The sequence below is a fragment of the Burkholderia sp. Se-20378 genome (assembly GCF_017104665.1).
Taxonomy (GTDB): domain Bacteria; phylum Pseudomonadota; class Gammaproteobacteria; order Burkholderiales; family Burkholderiaceae; genus Burkholderia; species Burkholderia lata.
On sequence record NZ_JAAGPG010000121.1, the window covers coordinates 1 to 19,746 of the forward strand.

15 protein-coding genes and 1 pseudogene are annotated in these 19,746 nt (G+C 66.0%); 3 read left to right on the plus strand and 13 right to left on the minus strand.

Annotated features, from left to right (window positions below):
- From G3N93_RS15280 to G3N93_RS15295, 4 genes and pseudogenes are all read right to left on the minus strand, one after another.
- Nucleotides 1–307, minus strand: a pseudogene (locus G3N93_RS15280) (acetyl-CoA C-acetyltransferase); the annotation flags it as partial.
- Nucleotides 308–406: 99 nt separating this feature from the next.
- On the minus strand, nt 407–2,272 hold the full coding sequence (locus G3N93_RS15285) for an alpha/beta hydrolase (RefSeq protein WP_174941057.1): 1,866 nt from the start codon (nt 2,270–2,272) through the stop codon (nt 407–409).
- A gap of 360 nt (nt 2,273–2,632) precedes the next feature.
- Nucleotides 2,633–3,472, minus strand: a complete 840-nt coding sequence (pgeF, locus tag G3N93_RS15290) for a peptidoglycan editing factor PgeF (protein WP_206133403.1) — start codon at nt 3,470–3,472, stop codon at nt 2,633–2,635.
- 6 nt (nt 3,473–3,478) lie between these two features.
- On the minus strand, nt 3,479–4,687 hold the full coding sequence (locus tag G3N93_RS15295) for an RluA family pseudouridine synthase (RefSeq protein WP_174941061.1): 1,209 nt from the start codon (nt 4,685–4,687) through the stop codon (nt 3,479–3,481).
- A gap of 41 nt (nt 4,688–4,728) precedes the next feature.
- On the opposite strand from G3N93_RS15295, the gene G3N93_RS15300 reads away from it, so the two are divergent.
- Nucleotides 4,729–5,553, plus strand: a complete 825-nt coding sequence (locus G3N93_RS15300; RefSeq protein ID WP_174941063.1) for an outer membrane protein assembly factor BamD — start codon at nt 4,729–4,731, stop codon at nt 5,551–5,553.
- A gap of 120 nt (nt 5,554–5,673) precedes the next feature.
- Here the strand turns inward: G3N93_RS15300 and G3N93_RS15305 are convergent, their stop codons facing one another.
- From G3N93_RS15305 to G3N93_RS15315, 3 genes are all read right to left on the minus strand, one after another.
- The gene (locus tag G3N93_RS15305; RefSeq protein WP_174946404.1) at nt 5,674–7,920 is read right to left on the minus strand and encodes an ATP-dependent DNA helicase; all 2,247 of its coding nucleotides are present in this window, start codon (nt 7,918–7,920) and stop codon (nt 5,674–5,676) included.
- Between the two features lie 55 nt (nt 7,921–7,975).
- A complete protein-coding gene (locus tag G3N93_RS15310) occupies nt 7,976–8,191 on the minus strand; it encodes a YdcH family protein (protein ID WP_006755091.1) in 216 nt (71 codons plus the stop codon).
- 77 nt (nt 8,192–8,268) lie between these two features.
- Nucleotides 8,269–9,021: a hypothetical protein gene (locus tag G3N93_RS15315; RefSeq protein WP_206133404.1), complete on the minus strand. Its 753-nt coding sequence runs from the start codon at nt 9,019–9,021 to the stop codon at nt 8,269–8,271.
- Nucleotides 9,022–9,181: 160 nt separating this feature from the next.
- Here G3N93_RS15315 and G3N93_RS15320 point away from each other — a divergent pair, with 160 nt between their 5' ends.
- The gene (locus G3N93_RS15320; RefSeq protein ID WP_206133405.1) at nt 9,182–11,506 is read left to right on the plus strand and encodes a Tex family protein; all 2,325 of its coding nucleotides are present in this window, start codon (nt 9,182–9,184) and stop codon (nt 11,504–11,506) included.
- 414 nt (nt 11,507–11,920) lie between these two features.
- A complete protein-coding gene (locus G3N93_RS15325; RefSeq protein ID WP_206123844.1) occupies nt 11,921–12,949 on the plus strand; it encodes a hypothetical protein in 1,029 nt (342 codons plus the stop codon).
- Between the two features lie 23 nt (nt 12,950–12,972).
- Here the strand turns inward: G3N93_RS15325 and G3N93_RS15330 are convergent, their stop codons facing one another.
- The 6 genes from G3N93_RS15330 to hflC form a co-directional block, all read right to left on the minus strand.
- Nucleotides 12,973–14,889, minus strand: coding sequence for a potassium transporter Kup (locus tag G3N93_RS15330; protein WP_174941073.1), 1,917 nt, complete (start codon nt 14,887–14,889; stop codon nt 12,973–12,975).
- A gap of 276 nt (nt 14,890–15,165) precedes the next feature.
- Nucleotides 15,166–15,762: a phosphoribosyltransferase gene (locus tag G3N93_RS15335; RefSeq protein ID WP_011352251.1), complete on the minus strand. Its 597-nt coding sequence runs from the start codon at nt 15,760–15,762 to the stop codon at nt 15,166–15,168.
- A 7-nt stretch (nt 15,763–15,769) separates the two neighbouring features.
- Nucleotides 15,770–17,116 (minus strand): adenylosuccinate synthase, encoded by a 1,347-nt coding sequence (locus G3N93_RS15340; protein ID WP_011352252.1) that lies wholly within the window; start codon nt 17,114–17,116, stop codon nt 15,770–15,772.
- 113 nt (nt 17,117–17,229) lie between these two features.
- A complete protein-coding gene (locus G3N93_RS15345; protein WP_089440226.1) occupies nt 17,230–18,378 on the minus strand; it encodes an ATP phosphoribosyltransferase regulatory subunit in 1,149 nt (382 codons plus the stop codon).
- Nucleotides 18,379–18,492: 114 nt separating this feature from the next.
- A complete protein-coding gene (locus tag G3N93_RS15350) occupies nt 18,493–18,684 on the minus strand; it encodes a DUF2065 domain-containing protein (protein ID WP_011352254.1) in 192 nt (63 codons plus the stop codon).
- A 36-nt stretch (nt 18,685–18,720) separates the two neighbouring features.
- Nucleotides 18,721–19,620: a protease modulator HflC gene (gene hflC, locus G3N93_RS15355; protein ID WP_206123845.1), complete on the minus strand. Its 900-nt coding sequence runs from the start codon at nt 19,618–19,620 to the stop codon at nt 18,721–18,723.
- Between the last annotated feature and the right edge of the window lie 126 nt (nt 19,621–19,746).

Below are 19,746 nucleotides of genomic sequence, written 5' to 3' on the forward strand. Positions count from 1 at the left end.
CGATCGCGTTCGCCGCCAGCATCACGGCCTTCAGGCCCGAGCCGCACACCTTGTTGATCGTCATCCCCGGCACTGCCGTCGGCAGCCCGGCCTTGATCAGCGACTGGCGCGCCGGGTTCTGCCCGGAACCGGCCGTCAGCACCTGGCCCATGATCACTTCGCTGACCTGATCGGGCTTCACGCCCGCACGCTCCAGCACCGCGCGGATCACCGTCGCGCCCAGCTCGGGCGCCGCAATCTTCGCAAGCGAACCGCCGAATTTGCCGACCGCGGTCCGCGCGGCCGATACGATCACTACGTCCGTCATTTCCCTTTCCTCCAGGCCCGCACGACACGGCGCATCGCTACCGGCCCTGTTAAAAAAACTGCGGTGCACCGGACAGCCTGCGCCGCTGCCCGGCTTTCGTCAATCGCGCTGCAACACGTAGCGGCCCGGCGCCGGCTCGATCACCGGGAACTGCGCGGTGCCGGGCTGGACGGGCGGCTCCACCTTGCGGCCGCCGTACTGGTCGAGCCATTCGACCCAGGTCGTCCACCAGCTGCCCGGTTGCTCGGTTGCACCGGCGAACCAGTCGTCCGCCGATTCGGGCAGGTCGCTGTCGTTGACCCAGTAGCTGCGCTTCTTCTTCGCCGGCGGATTGATCACGCCCGCGATGTGCCCCGACGCGCCGAGCACGAACTTCAGCGGGCCCGACAGGATCGAGGTCGACGCGTAGGCCGTCTGCCACGGCACGATGTGATCCTCGCGCGAGCCGTAGATGAAGGTCGGGACATCGATCAGCGTCAGGTCGACCGATTCGCCGCACACGGTCAGCGCGCCCGGTTCGCGCAGCTTGTTCTCGAGATAGGTATTGCGCAGGTACCACGCGTACATCGGGCCCGGCAGGCTCGTCGAATCGCTGTTCCAGTACAGCAGGTCGAACGGCGCCGGCGTGCGGCCCTTCAGGTAGTTGTCGACGACGTAGTTCCACACGAGGTCGTTCGGCCGCAGGAACGAGAACGTGTTCGCGAATTCGACGCCGCGCATCAGCCCCGGCTGCGTGCCGTTCTTGCCGCCGATGGTCTGCTCGCGCATCTGCACGTGCGCCTCGTCGACGAACACGTCGAGAATGCCGGTATCGGTGAAATCGAGCATCGCGGTGAGCAGCGTCATCGACGCGGCCGGATGTTCGCCGCGTGCGGCCAGCACCGCGAGCGCGGTCGCGAGCATCGTGCCGCCGACGCAGAAGCCGAGCGTGTTGATCTGTTCGCGGCCACTGACCTGCTGCACGGCGTCGATCGCCGCGAGCAGCCCTTCGTTCATGTAGTCGTCCCACGTCTTGTGCGCGACCGATGCGTCCGCGTTGCGCCACGATACGAGGAACACCTGATGGCCGTTCGACAGCGCATGCGCGACGAGCGAATTCTCGGGCTGCAGGTCGAGGATGTAGAACTTGTTGATGCAAGGCGGCACGATCAGCAGCGGCCGCTCGAACACCTTGTCGGTCTTCGGCGTGTACTGGATCAGCTGGATCAGGTCGTTCTCATAGACCACCGCGCCTTCAGTACACCCGAGATTCTTGCCGACCACGAACTGCGATTCGTCGGTCTGCGAAATCTTGCCGCGCTGCATGTCGCCGAGCAGGTTCATCATCCCTTGCCGCAGGCTTTCGCCCTGCGTTTCGAGGATCGATTTCTGTGCGTCGGGATTGAGTGCGAGGAAGTTGCTCGGCGCGGCCGCGGCCGTCCACTGCTGGACCGTGAAACGAATGCGCTCGCGCGTCTTCGGATCGGTCTGCAGCGAGTCGGCCAGTTCCTGCAGGTAGCGCGCGTTGAGCAGATACCAGGCTGCCGCGAACGCATGCGCCGGCGACGCCTTCCACGCATCGCCGCTGAAACGGCGGTCCTTCAGTTCGGGCGACTCGAGCTTCGCGGCGGCGGCCTGCTGCATCAGCGCCATGCAATCGCGCGCGTAGTCGGCCTGCAGCGCCTGCAGCCGCTCGGGCGGAATCGCGGCGGCCGGCAGCTTCAACCCGGCGAACGGCGACGCCATCGCGCCGAAATCGGGCATCGACGGCATCTGGAACGGAAACGATGTCGGAAACTGGAATGTCGCGAACGGATTCACGGTGGCCGACGCAGTCGCGGCGCGTGCCGGATCTGCAAAACCGCGCCACGCGTTCAACCACGACTCGAACATCTGCTGCATCGGCTGGGCGGCCGGATCGAAACCAATGCTGCCCGTGGAAGTGCCCGCCTGAGCGGACGTCGACGATTTTTTCGATGCTGTCATTACCTGCCTTACCGGTGATTCGTGAGCGTCTATCGTGAAATCCTGCTCGCGCGCGGCATGCCGGCTGCGAGCCGGGCCGTCATGCTCTGGAGAGGCGTCTCCAGATTCTGCCGCAGTGCGGTATTTTTATCATTATCGTTTTCCCCATGTGAAGCGCCATGTCAAACCGCTGAACATTTCCGTACGGAGATAATCCTCGCACAACAGACGGGACAAGGGTTCCGGCGAAACATAAAACATTTTGATTGACTTGACTGCGGGATTTTTCATTCAATCGCGCATGCAGCGCGGCATGGCCGCCAAAATATCGAGATAACCCGATTTTGCGGCGCAGCAAATCCTGCGTGCATGCGCATCTCGTCAATCGGCCAGCCAGATCGCTGCCGCCATGCGGCCCGTCACGCGATCGCGCCGGTACGAATAGAAGCGATCCTGTTCGGTGACCGTGCAGGCCGTCCCGCCGCTCACGTGCGCGACGCCCGCACGCGCGAGGCGCAGGCGCGCAAGCGCATAGAGATTCGCAAGAAACTTGCCCGGCGCACCATCGATCGCGACGAACGCCAGCCGGGTTTCATCATGCTCCGACTGCGGGGCCGTGTCGAGAAACGCGTCGCGCACGTCGGCGCCGACTTCGAACGCCTGCGGGCCGATCGCCGGCCCGAGGTACGCATGGAGCGCGTCCGTCGCACCGCCCGCGAGTTCCGCGACACGCGCAGCGGTCTGCTCGACGATGCCGGCCGCCAACCCGCGCCAGCCCGCATGTGCGGCGCCGACTGCGCGACCCTGCGAGTCGCACAGCAGCACGGGCAGGCAATCCGCGACCATCACGACGCAGACGGCCCCCGTCCAGCCGGTGACGCTCGCGTCGGCCTGCACCGGCGCCGTAGCCGCGGGCGCCGCCGCGATCACCTCGTCCGCACGCACGATCTGCGCACCGTGAACCTGCTCGAGCCACGCAGCACTCGACTGGCCTGCCAGCGCCAGCAAGCGCGCGCGATTCCCGGCGACATGGGCCGGGTCGTCACCGGTATGGAGGCCGAGATTCATCCCGCCCGGCAGCGCGTCACCGCCCTGCCAGCGCCCGTACGGGCCTTCGCTCAGCCCGCCGTCGCGCGTCGTGATCAGCGCGCGCACGCGCGGCGACACCTGCCAGTCGGGCTGTACGCAGTCCTGCCACGTCATCGGCGCCAGGTTCGTCATCGGCACTCACTCCTCCTCATCGTCCAGGTAAGGCTCGTCATCGTGATACTCGCCGCCGAAATCGTCATCGTCGTAGACACCGTCATCGTCGTCGAATTCCTCGTCGCCCTGCCCGAAGCCGAGCGCCGCGACCAGTGTGTTCATGTCGTCCGGCAGCGGGCAGCGCCATTGCATCGCCTTGCCGGTGACCGGATGCACGAGACCGAGCCGCCATGCATGCAGCGCCTGTCGCGCGAACCCGTCCGGCAGCGGCGTGACCGAGCGCTTGCCGCGCGCACGGCCGTACACGGGATCGCCGAGCAGCGGATGTCCAGCATGCGCGCAGTGCACGCGGATCTGGTGCGTGCGACCGGTCTCGAGATCGCACTGGATCGCCGAAACTGGCTGACGTTGCCACAGGCATGTGTCAACCGTGCGGAAATGCGTGCGCGCGGGCTTGCCCGATGCGCCCGTGACGACGGCCATGCGCGTGCGTTCACGCGGATCGCGGCCGATCGGCGCGTCGATCGTGCCTTCCTCGGGCATCGTGCCCCACACCAGCGCGAAATAGCGGCGCTTCACCGTGCGGGCCTGCAACTGGCGCACGAGGTCCGTCTGCGCGGCCAGCGTGCGCGCCACCACCATCAGGCCCGACGTTTCCTTGTCGAGCCGGTGGACGATCCCTGCGCGCGGCAGGCCGGCCGCCGCGTCGCCATAGCGATGCAGCAGCCCGTTGAGGATCGTGCCGCTCCAGTTGCCGGCGGCCGGATGCACGACGACGCCGGCCGGCTTGTTGATGACCACGAGCGCGTCGTCCTCGTAGATCACGTCGAGCGGCACCGGCTCCGGCGTAAAGGCGAGCTGCTCGGGGAGCAGGTCGGGCACGAGCTCGATCTTCGCGCCGAGCGGCACCGGCTGGCGGATCTTCGCCGGCGCGCCGTCGACGAGCACGCGCTGCGCCTCGATCCAGCTCTGCAGGCGGCTGCGCGAGAATTCGGGGAACAGTTGGGCGAGCGCCTTGTCGAGGCGTTCGCCCGCGAGCGACATCGGCACTTCGACGACGCGCGGCGCTTCATCGACCGCTGCGGACGGCACGACGGGCGGCTGCATTGCGTCGCCGGTCAGATCGTCATCGAGGGAATCCCCCGAGGCAGCGTCGGCGGGCCGATCGCTTGGGCTATAATCTTCGCGATTTGGTGTGCCCGGCTGGGCATTCTGCGAACTTGAACGGGTCATTTAGACTGGGTCACCGAGACTTGAAGCTAGGACATGCGAGCATGATGAATTCGACCAAACGCACGGCCAGAACCGTCGCCGCCCGGGCTGCGGCGGTAGCGGCCGTGGCCCTCATCGCCGGCTGCCACGGCTTGCCGCAGAAGCAGGACGAGACGGCTACCTGGTCGAACAACAAATTATACTCAGAGGCCCAGGACGCACTGTCCGGAGGCGACTGGGGCAAGTGCGCGAAATATTTCGAATCGCTGCAAGGCCGCGATCCGTTCGGCCATTTCGCGCAACAGGCGCAGATCAACGTTGCGTACTGCAACTGGAAGGATAACGAAGCGGCCGCCGCCGACCAGGCCGTCGATCGCTTCATCCAGCTCCACCCCGATCATCCGGATATCCCGTACGCGTACTACCTGAAGGGGATGATCCACTTCAACGACGATCTGGGCCTGTTCGGCCGCTTCTCCGGCCAGGACATGAGCGAGCGCGATCCGCAGGCACTGCGCGAATCGTACGATGCGTTCAAGGTCGTCGTCGACCGCTTCCCGAAGAGCAAGTACGCGCCCGACGCCGCCGCGCGGATGCGCTACATCGTCAACGCGCTCGCATCGCACGAAGTGCACGCGGCCGACTACTACTACCGGCGCGGCGCCTACGTCGCGGCCATCAACCGTGCGCAGCTCGCGATCAAGGACTACAAGGGCGCCCCGGCGATCGAGGACGCGCTGCACATCATGATCCTGTCGTACGGCAAGCTGAACCAGCCGCAACTCGCCGAGGACACGAAGCGCGTGCTCGCCGGCACGTTCCCCGACAGCCCGTACGTCACGGGTCACTCGCGCCCCGGCGCGAAGAAGTCGTGGTGGCAGTTCTGACCAAAGCACCGTGCAGCACGCGCTGCACGAACAAAAAACCCGGCCATCGAGCCGGGTTTTTTATTGGCGCCGCACTCAGGCGGCGCCAGTGCGATCGCGCGACGATCGCCGCGCGGCCCGTCACGTGCGCTTTGCCGAACGGTGCTCGTCGAAGAAGTCCTCGACGACCGCGATCTCGCGGGTCCGCTTGAACGGCGGCAGGCTCTGCCAGATTCGGCGCCCGTAGGGTTTGTCGACGAGCCGCGTATCGCAGATCATCAGCACGCCGCGATCCGTCTCCGCGCGAATCAGCCGGCCCGCGCCCTGCTTCAGCGTGATCACGGCCTGCGGCAACTGGTGCACGGCGAACGGGCTCAGCCCCTTCTTCGTCAGCGCGTCGAGCCGCGCGGCCAGCACCGGATCGTCCGGCGGCGCAAACGGCAGCTTGTCGATCACGACGAGCGACAGCGCGTCGCCGCGCACGTCGACGCCTTCCCAGAAACTCTGGCTGCCGACCAGGATCGCGTTGCCATACGCACGGAAACGGTCGAGCAGTTCGGTGCGGCTTGCATCGCCCTGCACGAGCAGCGGCGTGTTCCAGCCGCGCGATTCGATCACGTCACGCAGCTTCGATGCGATCCGATCGACCGCGCGCAGCGTCGTGCACAGCATGAACACGCCGCCGCCGGACGCCTCGATCGCCGGCAGCGCGGCGTCGAAGACGGCATCCGTAAACGCCGGCGAAGACGGTTGCGGCAGGTTGCGCGGCACGTACAGCAGCCCTTGCGACTGGTAGTCGAACGGGCTTGCGAGCGTCATCGAGCGACGCGAGCTGAGGCCCATCTGCGCCGCATAGTGCGTGAAATCGCCGCGCACCGACAGCGTGGCCGACGTGAACACCCATGCACGCGGCACGCCGGCGCGCTGCTTGGCAAAGATCGGCGCGACCGACAGCGGCGTTTCGTGCAGCTGGACCGTATGTGCGAACACTTCGACCCAGCGCACCTTCTCGTTCGGATCGCCGTCGGATGCCGCCTTGTCGCCGGCTGCCGTTGCGTCGGCCTTCGCCGCTGCTTCCGTCGCGCCGGGTGCGACCCAGCCGGCCAGCAGGTCCTGCAGCTCGCGTGCGCGCCGCAGGCACGCGCCGAGCGATTCCGCCCGTTCGGCCTGGCTGGCAAGCGCCGACGCCAGCGCGTCGAGCGCAGCCTCGAGTGCGTCGAGCGCGCCGAACATCGGGTGATCGTCGCCGAGCTGGGCGAGCGACATGCGGACGATCTGGTCGTTCGCGAACGCCAGGCGCAAGTCGCGCGCCGCGCGCTCGAGATCGCCGCCGAGCTTCACCCACTCGACCGCGTCGCGTGCATGGCTCAGGCCTTCCGCCACCGTGTCGCGGGCGAGCTCGAGAATCTGCGTCGTCGACAGCGTCTCGCCGAAGAACAGCGTCGCCGTTTCCGGCAACTGGTGCGCCTCGTCGAAGATGACCGTGTTCGCGTTGGGCAGCAGCTCGGCCATCCCCGTATCGCGCAGCATGATGTCCGCGAAGAACAGGTGGTGGTTGACGACGACGACGTCGGCCTGCTGCGCCTCGCGCCGCGCCTGCATCACGAAGCAATCCTTGTAATGCGGGCATTCCTGGCCGAGGCAGTTGTCACGCGTCGACGTGACCATCGACCACACGGGCGCCGTTTCCGGCACGCTCGCGAGTTCGGCCTTGTCGCCGCTCTTCGTAATCTTTGCGAAACGGACGATTTCCTGCAGATAGGCCGTATCCTGCCGCGACGGCAACCGGCCGTTGTCGGCCGTGCGTTGCAGGTAGTAGTGGCACAGGTAGTTTGCACGGCCCTTCAGCATCGCGACCGACACCGGTACCGCCAGCGCGTTGCGCACGGTCGGGATGTCGCGCGCGAACAACTGGTCCTGCAGGTGTTTCGTGCCGGTCGATACGATCACCTTGCCGCCCCACAGCATCGCGGGCACGAGGTACGCATAGGTCTTGCCGGTACCCGTACCGGCCTCGACGATCAGCGTGTTGTCGCCGGCATCGCTGTCGGGCTCGGTTGCGGCGGCGTCCGCGCCCGGCTCGGCCGCCTTGTCGCCGTCGCCGAGGCGACGCGCCGGCCGCTTGCGGGTTTCGAAGATCTCGGGGTCGGGCATCCGGCGCGCGGACGCTTCCATCGCGGACGCGACGGCGCGCGCCATCTCGATCTGCGCCATACGCGGCCGATAGCCGTCGAGCGCACGCGCCAGCAATCCGCCTTCGCCGAAGATCGTGTCGAGTTCGTCGACGCGCTTGCGGCTCAGCTCGAAGGTGCCTTCGGGCGCACGAGCGCGCCCGGCAGACGACGCGTCTCGCCGGGCATCGGGGGTGGCTTCAAGCGGTGAATTCAAGGCAAGCGTTCCTGTGTCCAGCGCCCGGGCGGCGCCGGCGCTTGCCAGGCCGCGCTCAGGCGCGCTTATCCGGTTCCAGCTGCGATTGCAGCAAAATGATTTTGTCCTTGGCCGCCAGCTTTTCTTTTTTCAGGCGGTGCAACGTGATGTCGTCGATGTCGGAGTGTCCTTCCTTCAGCTCGATCTCCCGAGCGAGCTGCTGGTGCTGCTCCTGCAATGCAGCCAAACGGTTGTGCAATTCCTGCTGCTGTTCCGTAGGACGGTTTTGCATATGCGCCTCCTCATCGAAGCAGCGCGCCGGCTGGCGTGCCAGCGCGCACGAGACTGATTCCGGATCAATCCAACACGTTACTGCCCCTGCTGTTGCTTCTGCTGCGCCTTCTCGGCCGCTTCCTTCTGACGCTGCTCGACATCGGCCTTGTGCTGCACGGCTTCCTTCTGCTTCTGCTCGTAGCGCGCGGCGTTGTCCGCCCGCTCCTGCGCCTTCTGCGCGGCCTGCTGGTGCGCCTGGTCGAGCTTGCGCTGGAAGTCGCCCTGCTTCTGGTCGTATGCCTGCTTGCTCGCCGCGCGCTGCGGCCCTTCCGCGCCGCGCTGCGCCTGCTTCAGAGCATTCTGCTCCTGCTTGTCGCGGAACGCAGCCGCGTTCGCCGCGTCGTTCGCCGCGCGCTGCGGCGCTTCCGCCGCGTTCTGCGCAGCCTTCAGCGCCTGCTGCTGGTCGCGCTGCTGGGCGCGCACCGCCCGCTGCTCGTCGTTGAGCGCGAGCTGCTCCTGGCGGATGCTCGCCCGCTCGTCGCGCATCTGGTCACGCGCCTTGCCGAGACAGTGATTGACGAAGAACTTGCTGTAGCAATCGTGCTCGGCCACCGCATAACGATAATCGTTTTCTGCAGAGCGTTGATTGAGCACTTTTTGACGGGCGTCGAAATCCGGTGCGGCCGAGGCCGTCACGGGCGCAGCCGCGGCGGCGGCCGGCGCGGTGGCGCCCGAAGCTTGCGCGAACGCGCCGGAAGGCCCGGCAGACAAAGCCGCGGCGAGCGCTGCGCCGAGCGCGACGAGAGAAATTCGGGAAGTTGGCAACGTCGTAGGAAAGCTGCGGGACATGTGTCAAATTCTATCACCCCCGGCTGGGCGCTCCGCCATTTATGGCAAAATGCCCCGCTTCACTCACCCGCGGCATCTGGCCCGTCGGGCCTGCCACGCAGCCCGCCGCTTCGGGCCTGGCGGCCCCCGCCGCGATTTCAGCAGGCAGATCATCCACGACATGACGGAAACCGTAGCACTCAAGATCGTACAGCGCATCGCCACCGAACTGTCCGTCCAGCCGCGCCAGGTCGCGGCGGCCGTGCAACTCCTCGACGAAGGCTCGACCGTTCCGTTCATTGCCCGGTACCGCAAGGAAGTGACCGGCAACCTGGACGACACGCAGTTGCGCCAGCTCGAGGAACGCCTCCTGTATCTGCGCGAACTCGAGGATCGCCGCGCGACGATCCTGTCGAGCATCGACGAGCAGGGCAAGCTGACCGACGAACTGCGCGCCGCGATCGATGCGGCCGACAGCAAGCAGGTGCTCGAAGACCTTTATCTGCCGTACAAGCCGAAGCGCCGCACGCGTGCGCAGATCGCCCGCGAAGCCGGCCTCGAGCCGCTCGCGCAGGCGCTCCTCGCGAACCCGCTGCTCGACCCGCAGGCCGAGGCAGCCGCGTACGTCGACGCCGACAAGGGCGTCGCCGACGTGAAGGCCGCACTCGACGGCGCGCGCGACATCCTGTCCGAACAGTTCGGCGAGACGGCCGAGCTGCTCGGCAAGCTGCGCGACTACCTGCACAACCAGGGCGTCGTGTCGTCGGCCGTCGTCGAGGGCAAGGAAAACGAGGAAGGCGAGAAATTCCGCGACTATTACGACTACGCGGAAACGATCAAGACCGTGCCGTCGCACCGCGCCCTCGCGCTGTTCCGCGGCCGCAACGCGGGCGTGCTGACGGTCAAGCTGGGCCTCGGCGAAGAGCTCGACGCGCAGGTGCCGCATCCCGGCGAGGCGATGATCGCGCGCCATTTCGGCATCGCGAACCAGAACCGCCCGGCCGACAAATGGCTGTCCGACGTATGCCGCTGGTGCTGGCGCGTGAAGGTGCAGCCGCACATCGAGAACGAACTGCTCACGCAACTGCGCGAAACGGCCGAAACGGAAGCGATCCGCGTGTTCGCGCGCAACCTGAACGACCTGCTGCTGGCCGCGCCGGCCGGCCCGAAGGCCGTGATCGGTCTCGACCCCGGCCTGCGCACGGGCGTGAAGGTCGCAGTCGTCGACCGCACCGGCAAGGTGCTCGCGACCGACACGATCTACCCGCACGAGCCGCGCCGCGACTGGGATGGCTCGATCGCGAAACTCGCACGCATCGCCGCGCAGACGCAGGCCGAGCTGATCAGCATCGGCAACGGCACCGCGTCGCGCGAAACCGACAAGCTCGCGAGCGAACTGATCGCGAAACACCCGGAGTTGCGCCTGCAGAAGATCGTCGTGTCGGAAGCCGGCGCGTCGGTCTATTCGGCATCCGAGCTGGCCGCGAAGGAATTCCCGGAACTCGACGTGTCGCTGCGCGGTGCCGTATCGATTGCACGCCGCCTGCAGGATCCGCTCGCCGAGCTCGTGAAGATCGAGCCGAAGGCCATCGGCGTCGGCCAGTACCAGCACGACGTGAACCAGCGCGAACTCGCGCGCTCGCTCGACGCAGTCGTCGAGGACTGCGTGAACGCGGTCGGCGTCGACGCGAACACCGCGTCGGCCCCGCTGCTCGCCCGCGTATCGGGCCTGAACGCGACGCTCGCGCGCAACATCGTCGACTACCGCGATGCGAACGGCCCGTTCCCGTCGCGCGAGCACCTGCGCAAGGTGCCGCGCCTCGGCGACAAGACCTTCGAACAGGCAGCCGGCTTCCTGCGCATCAATGGCGGCGAGAATCCGCTCGACCGCTCGTCGGTGCACCCGGAAGCGTATCCGGTCGTCGAGCGGATGCTCGCGAAGATCAGCAAGCGCATCGACGACGTGCTCGGCAACCGCGAAGCGCTGTCGGGCCTGTCCCCGACGGAATTTGTTGACGAACGTTTTGGCCTGCCGACGGTACGCGACATCCTGTCCGAACTGGAGAAGCCGGGTCGCGATCCGCGCCCCGAATTCAAGACCGCGACGTTCCGCGAAGGCGTCGAGAAGGTGTCGGATCTCGTGCCGGGCATGACGCTCGAAGGCGTCGTGACGAACGTCGCCGCGTTCGGCGCGTTCGTGGACATCGGCGTCCACCAGGATGGCCTCGTCCACGTATCCGCGATGTCGACGAAGTTCATCAAGGACCCGCATGAGGTCGTGAAGGCTGGCCAGGTCGTCAAGGTGAAGGTGATCGACGTCGACGTGAAGCGCCAGCGCATTGCGCTGACGATGCGCCTCGACGACGACGCGGCAGCGCCCGGCATGTCGTCGCGCGGCGGCCAGGATCGCGGCAACGCGGGGCGCAGCACGGCTCGCCCGCAGCGTTCGCGCGAGCCGGAACCGGCCGGCGCAATGGCCGCGGCGTTCGCGAAGCTGAAGCGCTAAGTACGCGCAAGCTTTCGCGACATAGAAAAAGCCCGCCTTCCGGCGGGCTTTTTTATTGAGTCGTCGTTCTCACTTCCAATATTTTCGATGAAAACCGAATATGCGCGTTTTCATCATCATTCACCCACGTTTAATCGGCGAATTGAACAATCCGCGTTGTGAGATACGTTTTCTTGACGCTTCACATACGGTACATAAAATAAATCTGCGAACGGCAGCATTGTGATGCTTCCGGAATACGCAGCGATCTTTCCGCTCAGCGGCAAGGTTCTCAGCAGCCCTCGCGCACGCCTTGCATTTCCGGCCCTCCCGTCTTTCAGACTCGCTGTTTGCAATCGATTCGCGACGTATTGCATCCGGTATTCGCGTGGCCGGCGAACCGGGACGGATTCGCGAAAAATGGATCGGAGAACCATGACAGAAGACAATCTGAAAACCGAACTGGCCGCATTGCGCATTCCCGTTTTCGATGTGCCGTGGGCCGGCGCCTGTTCACCGCACGTCGAGCGAATCGAATCGCGCATGCTCGAATGGGCAGACGCATACGGCATGTTCATCAGCGACGCCTACCGGGAACGCGTCGCGCGCACCCGGTACGGCTGGCTCGCCGCGCGCTGCTACCCGAACGCCGATCCTTCCCTGCTGCAGGTGCTCGCCGATTATTTCGTGTGGTTCTTTCTCGTCGACGACCTGTTCGTCGATCGCGTGGAACCGGTCGGCCCTGATACGTTGCGCAATCTGACCGCGATGATCGATGTGCTCGACTACGAATGTACCGGCTCCCAACCTGTCTATGGAGAGCGAGCGTGGCTCGATCTGTGTCAGCGCCTGCGCGCGCGCCTGTCGGCCGAACACTTCGCGCGCTTCGCACAAGGGATGCGCCTGTGGGCGACCACCGCCGGGCTGCAGATCCTCGGCCACCTGAGAGCCGAGCCAGTCGCAGTGCCACAGTATGAAACGATCCGGCGTCACACGAGCGGGATGAATCCGTGCCTCGCACTGGCGGACGCGGCCAACGCCGGCGCCGTCCCGCCCGATACGTTTCACCGGCGGGAAATCCAGACGCTGTGCCGGCACGCGAATCATATCGTCTGCTGGAGCAACGACATCCAGAGCGTCGGCGTCGAAGCGCGCCAGCCCGGGCAGTTCCGGAACATGGTGCTGATCCACGCATCGCGCGGCCATACGCTGCAGGCAAGCGTCGACTACACGGCCGAGCGTGTACGCACCGAGATCACCGACTTCGTCCTGTGCGCCGCTGCACTCACCCAGCATGCCGACACACGCGTGCACGGTCTCGTCGACGGCTGCCGATACTGGATACGCGGCTATCTGGATTGGGTGGCGCGGGATACGCAGCGCTATGCGGCTGCTTTCGCGGCCGGCGATGCGGACGATCGCGGCCTGATTGCCTGTTCGCCTGACTCGGCGGCGCGCGGCTGAACGGCCCGCGCGCCACTCCGCGATCAGATTTCGATCTTCGTCCCGAGTTCGACCACGCGGTTCGCCGGGATCGAGAAGAAGTCGGTCGGCTTCGCGGCGTTCTGGTGCATCCATGCGAACACGCGCTCGCGCCAGATCGACATCCCGGGCAGATGCGTCGGCACGACCGTTTCGCGCGCGAGGAAGAACGACGTATCCATCAGCTCGAACGTCATGTCGTGCGTGCGGCCGAATTCTTCGAGCACGGCCTTCACGTCCGGCGTCTCGTTGAAGCCGTACTCGGCCCTGACGATATACAACCCGCCGCCCGCATCACGCGAGGTCTGGCGCTTGTCGTCGCGCACGTAAGGAATGTCGCGCGTGACGAACGTAAGGAAAATGGTTCGCTCGTGCAGCACCTTGTTGTGCTTCAGGTTGTGCAGCAGGCTGACGGGCACGAGCTTGTCGTTGCCGGTCAGGTAGATCGCGGTACCCGAGACACGGTGCGGCGGATGCGCGAGCAGCCCCTGCAGGAACGGCTCGAGCGGGATACCGTCGGCCGCCGTGCGCTCCTTGACGATGTGACGCCCCTTGTACCAGGTCATCAGCAGGAAGAACAGCAGCGCGCCGATGCCGAGCGGCAGCCAGCCGCCCTGCGCGACCTTCAGCAGGTTCGCGCCGAAGAAGCCGAGGTCGACCGCGAGGAACACCGCGATGATCGCGCCGACCAGCAGCCGGTTCCAGTTCCACACCTTCACCATCACGACCGCCGCGAGCACGGTCGTGATCACCATCGTCGCCGTCACCGCGATACCGTACGCAGCCGCGAGGTTGTCGGAGCTCTTGAAGCCGATGACGATGCAGAGGATCACGAACAGCAGCAGCCAGTTCACGACCGGCACGTAGATCTGGCCGATCGCGAGTTCCGACGTATGCAGCACCTTCATGCGCGGCACGTAGCCGAGCTGGATGGCCTGCGACGTCAGCGAATACGCGCCCGAGATCACTGCCTGCGACGCGATCACGGTTGCGACCGTCGACAGTATGACGAGCGGCAGCAGCCCCCATTCGGGTGCCAGCAGGAAGAACGGGTTCTCGATCGCCTTCGGGTTCTGGATCAGCAGCGCGCCCTGGCCGAAGTAGTTCAGCACGAGCGACGGCATCACGAGCCCGTAGGCGGCGATGCGGATCGGCTTCGCGCCGAAGTGGCCCATGTCCGCGTAGAGCGCTTCCGCACCGGTCAGCACCAGCACGACCGAGCCGAGCACGACGTACGCCTGCAGCAGGTGGTCGGCCATGAACGACGCCGCGTAATACGGGTTGACGGCCGCCATGATGCCCGGCACGCGCACGATGTGGTACACGCCGAGCGCCGCGATCACGACGAACCACAGCACCATGATCGGGCCGAACAGCTTGCCGACCAGCGCGGTGCCGTGACGCTGGATCCAGAACAGCGCGATCAGGATCACGATCGTGATCGGCAGCACGAGATGGGACAGGTGTGGCGTCGCGATTTCGAGGCCTTCGACCGCCGACATCACCGAGATCGCCGGCGTGATCACCGCGTCCCCGTAGAACATGCACGCGCCGAAGATCCCGAGCGCCATCAGCGCGCCCGCGACGCGGGTCTTCGAGTCGAGCGGCCGCAACGACAAAGCCATCAGCGCGAGCACGCCGCCTTCGCCGTTGTTGTCCGCCCGCATCACGAACAGCAGGTACTTGATGCCGACCACCAGGATGATTGCCCAGAACAGCAGCGAGATCACGCCGAGAATCGATCCTTCGGTGAGCGGAATGCCGTGTGCGGGGCTGAACGCCTCCTTGAGCGAATACAGCGGGCTGGTGCCGATGTCGCCGAACACGACGCCGATGGCTGCTATCGCTAGCGCCCGCATCGAGTGTTGTTGCGTCGAATGCGGCGCGTGTGCTGCGTCGGTCGCGTGGATCGTGTCGTTCATATGAAGCGTAATAATCAGGTCCGGGTCGGACAAAACGAGCGCTATTCTACTCGCGCCCCCGTGAAACGCCGCCCTGCTCTGTTGCCTTGTAACCACGTGATCCACGCTGCGCATGCATTCCGGCGCGAGCTGTGGCAGGGCTGCCAATCATAGCCGGGGCAGCGCCGTCTGCCTACCGGATCCACGATGCGCGCGGCGCCGATACGTATGGCGCCCCAATGAAAAACGGCGCCGCAAGCGGCGCCGTACAAGGCTTTCCTTCGATTGGCCGGCCGCTTACGCGCCCGAACCGTCGCGCTGTGCGCGACCGCGCTTGATCCACGCCTCGAGGTTGTGCGGGCGAACCGTGTCCCACTCCTCGAACGGCTGATGAATCCACGGATTCGTCGGCAGAAACTGCGTGTGATAGTCCGGCTTGACCTTCGAGCAACCCTTGTACCAGAGCACGGCCGAGCGCACGGCCGTCACCGACGGATAGCGCTCCTTCAGATGCTCCTGCACGCGCGCAAGCGTGACGCCCGAATCGACGAGATCGTCGACCAGCAGCACGTTGCCCGCCAAGTTGCCGCGCGTCATCGTGATGTACTGCGCGATGTCGAGGTCGCCCTGCTCCGTGCCGGCCGCTTCGCGGTACGAACTCGTCGCGAGAATCGCGAGCGGCACGTCGTAGATGCGTGACAGTTGATCGCCGACGCGCAGGCCGCCGCGCGCGAGACACAGGATCTGGTCGAACTTCCAACCCGATGCATGCACCTGAAGCGCGAGCAGCTCGATGAGACGGTGATACTCGTCCCAACCTACCCACAGGTTCTTGTCGTCGTTGCGCGGATCGGTCATCAAGTCTGCCGCCGTCATCGTGATTTGCTGCGTCATCTGGAAATTACACCTTGAACGGATGGCGGAGCAGAATCGTTTCGTCGCGGTCCGGACCCGTCGACACCATGTCGACCGGCACGCCAGCCACTTCCTGGACGCGGGTCAGGTAAGCCTGCGCGTTCGCCGGCAGTGCTTCCCACGTCTTGATGCCGACCGTGCTTTCCTTCCAGCCGGCAAACGTTTCGTATACAGGCTCGCAACGGGCCACATCAGCGGCACCGCGCGGCAGGATGTCCGCATCCTTGCCGTCGATCTTGTAGCCGACGCACAGCTTGACTTCGTCGAGGCCGTCGAGCACGTCGAGCTTCGTCATGCACAGGCCCGACACGCCGTTGATCTGGATCGAGCGGCGCAGCGCGGCTGCGTCGAGCCAGCCCGTGCGGCGCGGACGGCCGGTGACCGAACCGAATTCCTTGCCGACGTTCGCGAGCGTGACGCCGACCTGGTCCTGACGCTGCGGATTGTCCGCATCGTACAGTTCGCTCGGGAACGGGCCCGAGCCGACGCGCGTGCAATATGCCTTCGTGATGCCAAGGATGTAGTTGAGCTTCTGCGGACCGACGCCCGCGCCAGCCGACGCCGCACCTGCGACGCAGTTGCTCGACGTGACGAACGGATAGGTGCCGTGATCGATGTCGAGCAGCGTGCCTTGTGCGCCTTCGAACAGCAGGTTCTGGCCCGCATTGTTCGCGTCGTACAGGCGGCGCGACACGTCGGCCACCATCGGCTTCAGGCGGTCGGCATAGCCGAGCATCGTGTCGAGCGTGGCCTGGAAATCGACGGCCGCGCCGCCCAGGTACTGGGTCAGCACGAAGTTGTGGAAATCGAGGTTTTCGCGCAGGCGGTCAGCGAAGGTCTTCGCGTCGAACAGGTCCTGCACGCGCAGCGCGCGACGGCCGACCTTGTCTTCGTACGCGGGGCCGATGCCGCGGCCCGTCGTGCCGATCTTGCCCGCACCCTTGCGCGCTTCGCGCGCCTGGTCGATCGCAATGTGGTACGGCAGGATCAGCGTCGTGGCTTCGGAAATGAACAGGCGGTCGCGCACGTTCACGCCGGCTTCTTCCAGCTCGCCGATTTCCTTGAACAGTGCTTCGGGGGACAGGACGACGCCGTTGCCGATGTAGCAGGCGACGCCTTCACGCATGATGCCCGACGGAATGAGGCGCAAGATCGTTTTCTTGCCGCCGATGATGAGGGTGTGGCCGGCGTTGTGACCGCCCTGGAAACGCACGACGCCCTGAGCGTGGTCCGTCAGCCAGTCGACGATCTTGCCCTTGCCTTCATCACCCCATTGCGTTCCCACGACGACGACATTGCGCCCGGGAGTCACGTTCACTGCGCTGGCAGACATGTTGATTCGTTAGCTGGTTAAAAACGTATTCTACCTATGTTCGCGGGCGATTCCGAATTTTTCCGTTTCGCTTCAACGATATGCACGCCGAAGCACGTCCCGCGAACGCCTGTTTATCGGGGTTCGACCACCCATGCGCCGTTGCGCTCGACGAGCGAACGGTCGCACGCGAACTCGTCGAGTACATGGTCGTGGCCCGGCAGTGCCTGGATCACGACCTCGCCTGCATCGCGCAGCGCCGCGACGGCCGCGCTCAGCGCGTCGTCCTGCGCCCACGGCGCGAGAATCGCGGTGCCGCGCGCCTCGACCGGCGAGATCCGCGCGAGCTCGCGCAGATCGAGCGAGAAACCCGTAGCCGGACGGGCGCGGCCATACGCCTGACCGACGTGGTCGTAACGGCCGCCCCGCGCGATCGCGTTCGGCACGCCGTCGATGTAGGCGCTGAACATCGCACCGCTGTGATACGCATAGCCACGCAGGTCGCCGAGATCGATCGCCACCTCGGCACCCTTCGCCTGCGCTGCAAGCTGCGCCAGATCGTCGAGCGCCCGCGTGATTTCGGGCAGCACCGGCAAGCGCGCGCGCGCCTCGGCGAGCACGCTCGCGTCGCCATAGAGGTGCGGCAGCGCGCGCAGCGCGGCGCGCGTATCGGCGCCGAGATCATCGGTGAGCTCGTTCAGCAGCGGCACGTCCTTGCCCGACAGCGCGTCGTACAGCGACTCGCCGCGCTCGGCAGCCTGCGCGTCGCGCGCCAGCAGCGCCGCGAGCACGCCCGCGTGGCCGAGGTCGAGACGGATGCGCGAAAGGCCTGCGAGATGCAGCGCGTCGAGCATCAGTTGCTGGATTTCGAGATCGGCTTCCAGCCCGGCGTGCCCGTAGATTTCAGCGCCGATCTGGATCTGCTCGCGCGTCGCGTGCAGGCCGCGCGGACGCGTATGCATCACGTGGCCCGCATAGCAGAGGCGCGTCACGCCCTGGCGGTTCAACAGGTGCGCGTCGATCCGCGCGACCTGCGGCGTGATGTCCGCGCGCAAGCCGAGCGTCCGGCCCGACAGCTGGTCGACCAGCTTGAAGGTGCGCAGGCGCAGGTCGGCGCCGCCGCTCGTCAACAGCGACTCGAGATACTCGAGCAGCGGCGGCATCACCATTTCGTAGCCATACGAACGGAAGCGGTCGAGCAGCCTGCGGCGCAGCTCCTCGATCTTGCGCGCTTCCGACGGCAGTACGTCGGCGATATTCTCGGGAAGTAACCAGGTCGACATCGGTACGGTCCTACGACGGGAAACAGCGCGCGACACGCGCGCCGCGATGTGAATCGGAAATTCTGAATTCGGGCGGGACGAACGGCGGATACGCCGTCTGGATCAGGTCCCCGGTCAGGTCGCGAGCAGCAGCAGTATGAGCCCGAGCACCATCACGATCAGCCCGCCGATCCGGATATGATGCGGCGGCCGCTCAGCTATTCTACGAAACGTGTCGCGCCAGGCGACGGGAAACACGAAGGGGAACGCCCCCTCGATGATCAGCATCAGCGCTACTGCGAGCAACAACGAGCCAGCCAGGTCCATGCGAGCGACGGCGCCGCTCGACGCGGCGCCCCAAGGTCAGTGTTTGCGGGGAGCAGGCGCCGCCGGTGCGGCACCGCCCGTCGGGCTGCGCATGAAGCGGAAGAACTCGCTGTCGGGATCGACGACGATGATGTCGTTGCGCTTGAACGTGTTCCGGTACGCCTGCAGGCTCGCGTAGAACTGGTAGAACTGCGGATCGCGGCCGAACGCATCGGCGGCAATCGTGGCAGCCTTCGCGTCGCCCTCGCCCTTGATCGTCTGCGCGGACTTGTACGCGTTCGCGAGCACGGCCTGCTGTTCGCGTTCGGCGTCCGCCTTGATCTGCTCGACGTCGGCCGCGCCTTGCGCACGCACCTGCGCCGCCTGATCGCGCAGCGCGCCGATCATCCGCTGATAAACGGCGTCGGTCTGCGCGGCCGGCAAGTCGACGCGCGTCAGTTGGACGTCGACCACGTCGACGCCGAAACCGGCCGCCTTCGCCTTCACGTCGTCGCGCGCCGCGTCGGCGATCGCACGCTGGCCGCCGAGCGCGTCGTCGAGCGCGTGCTTGCCGAACGCGTCACCGAGTGCGCTTTTCAGCGCGCCGGCCAGACGGTCGCCGGCTGCCGACGGGTCGCCCCCGGTCGCCGTGAAATACTTCATCGGATCGCTGATCCGGTACTTCACCGCGTAGGCGACGAGCAGGTCGTGCTTGTCTTCCGTTGCCAGTTGCAACGGATCCGACGACTCGAGCGATTGCAGGCGCGTGTCGATCAGCGTGGCCGTCTGCAGCGGCGGCGGCAATTTGAAATGAATGCCGGGGCCTGCCAGTTCGGGCTGCGCGCCATCGCGCCCCGACAGCACGGCCGCATGGCGCGGATCGACGGTCAGGACTGTCGACGATGCCGCGAAGGCAACGATCACGATTGCGACGACGAGCGCAATGATTCGGTTCATGTTCTGCGCTCCCCGTTACTTCAGATCGTCTTCGCGCGACCGGCTGCGAAATGCCTCGCGCGATCGCAGCACGTCGGTGCCCGACGCCGCCGCGGCTGCAGCCGCACTCGCGGGTGCCGCTGCAGC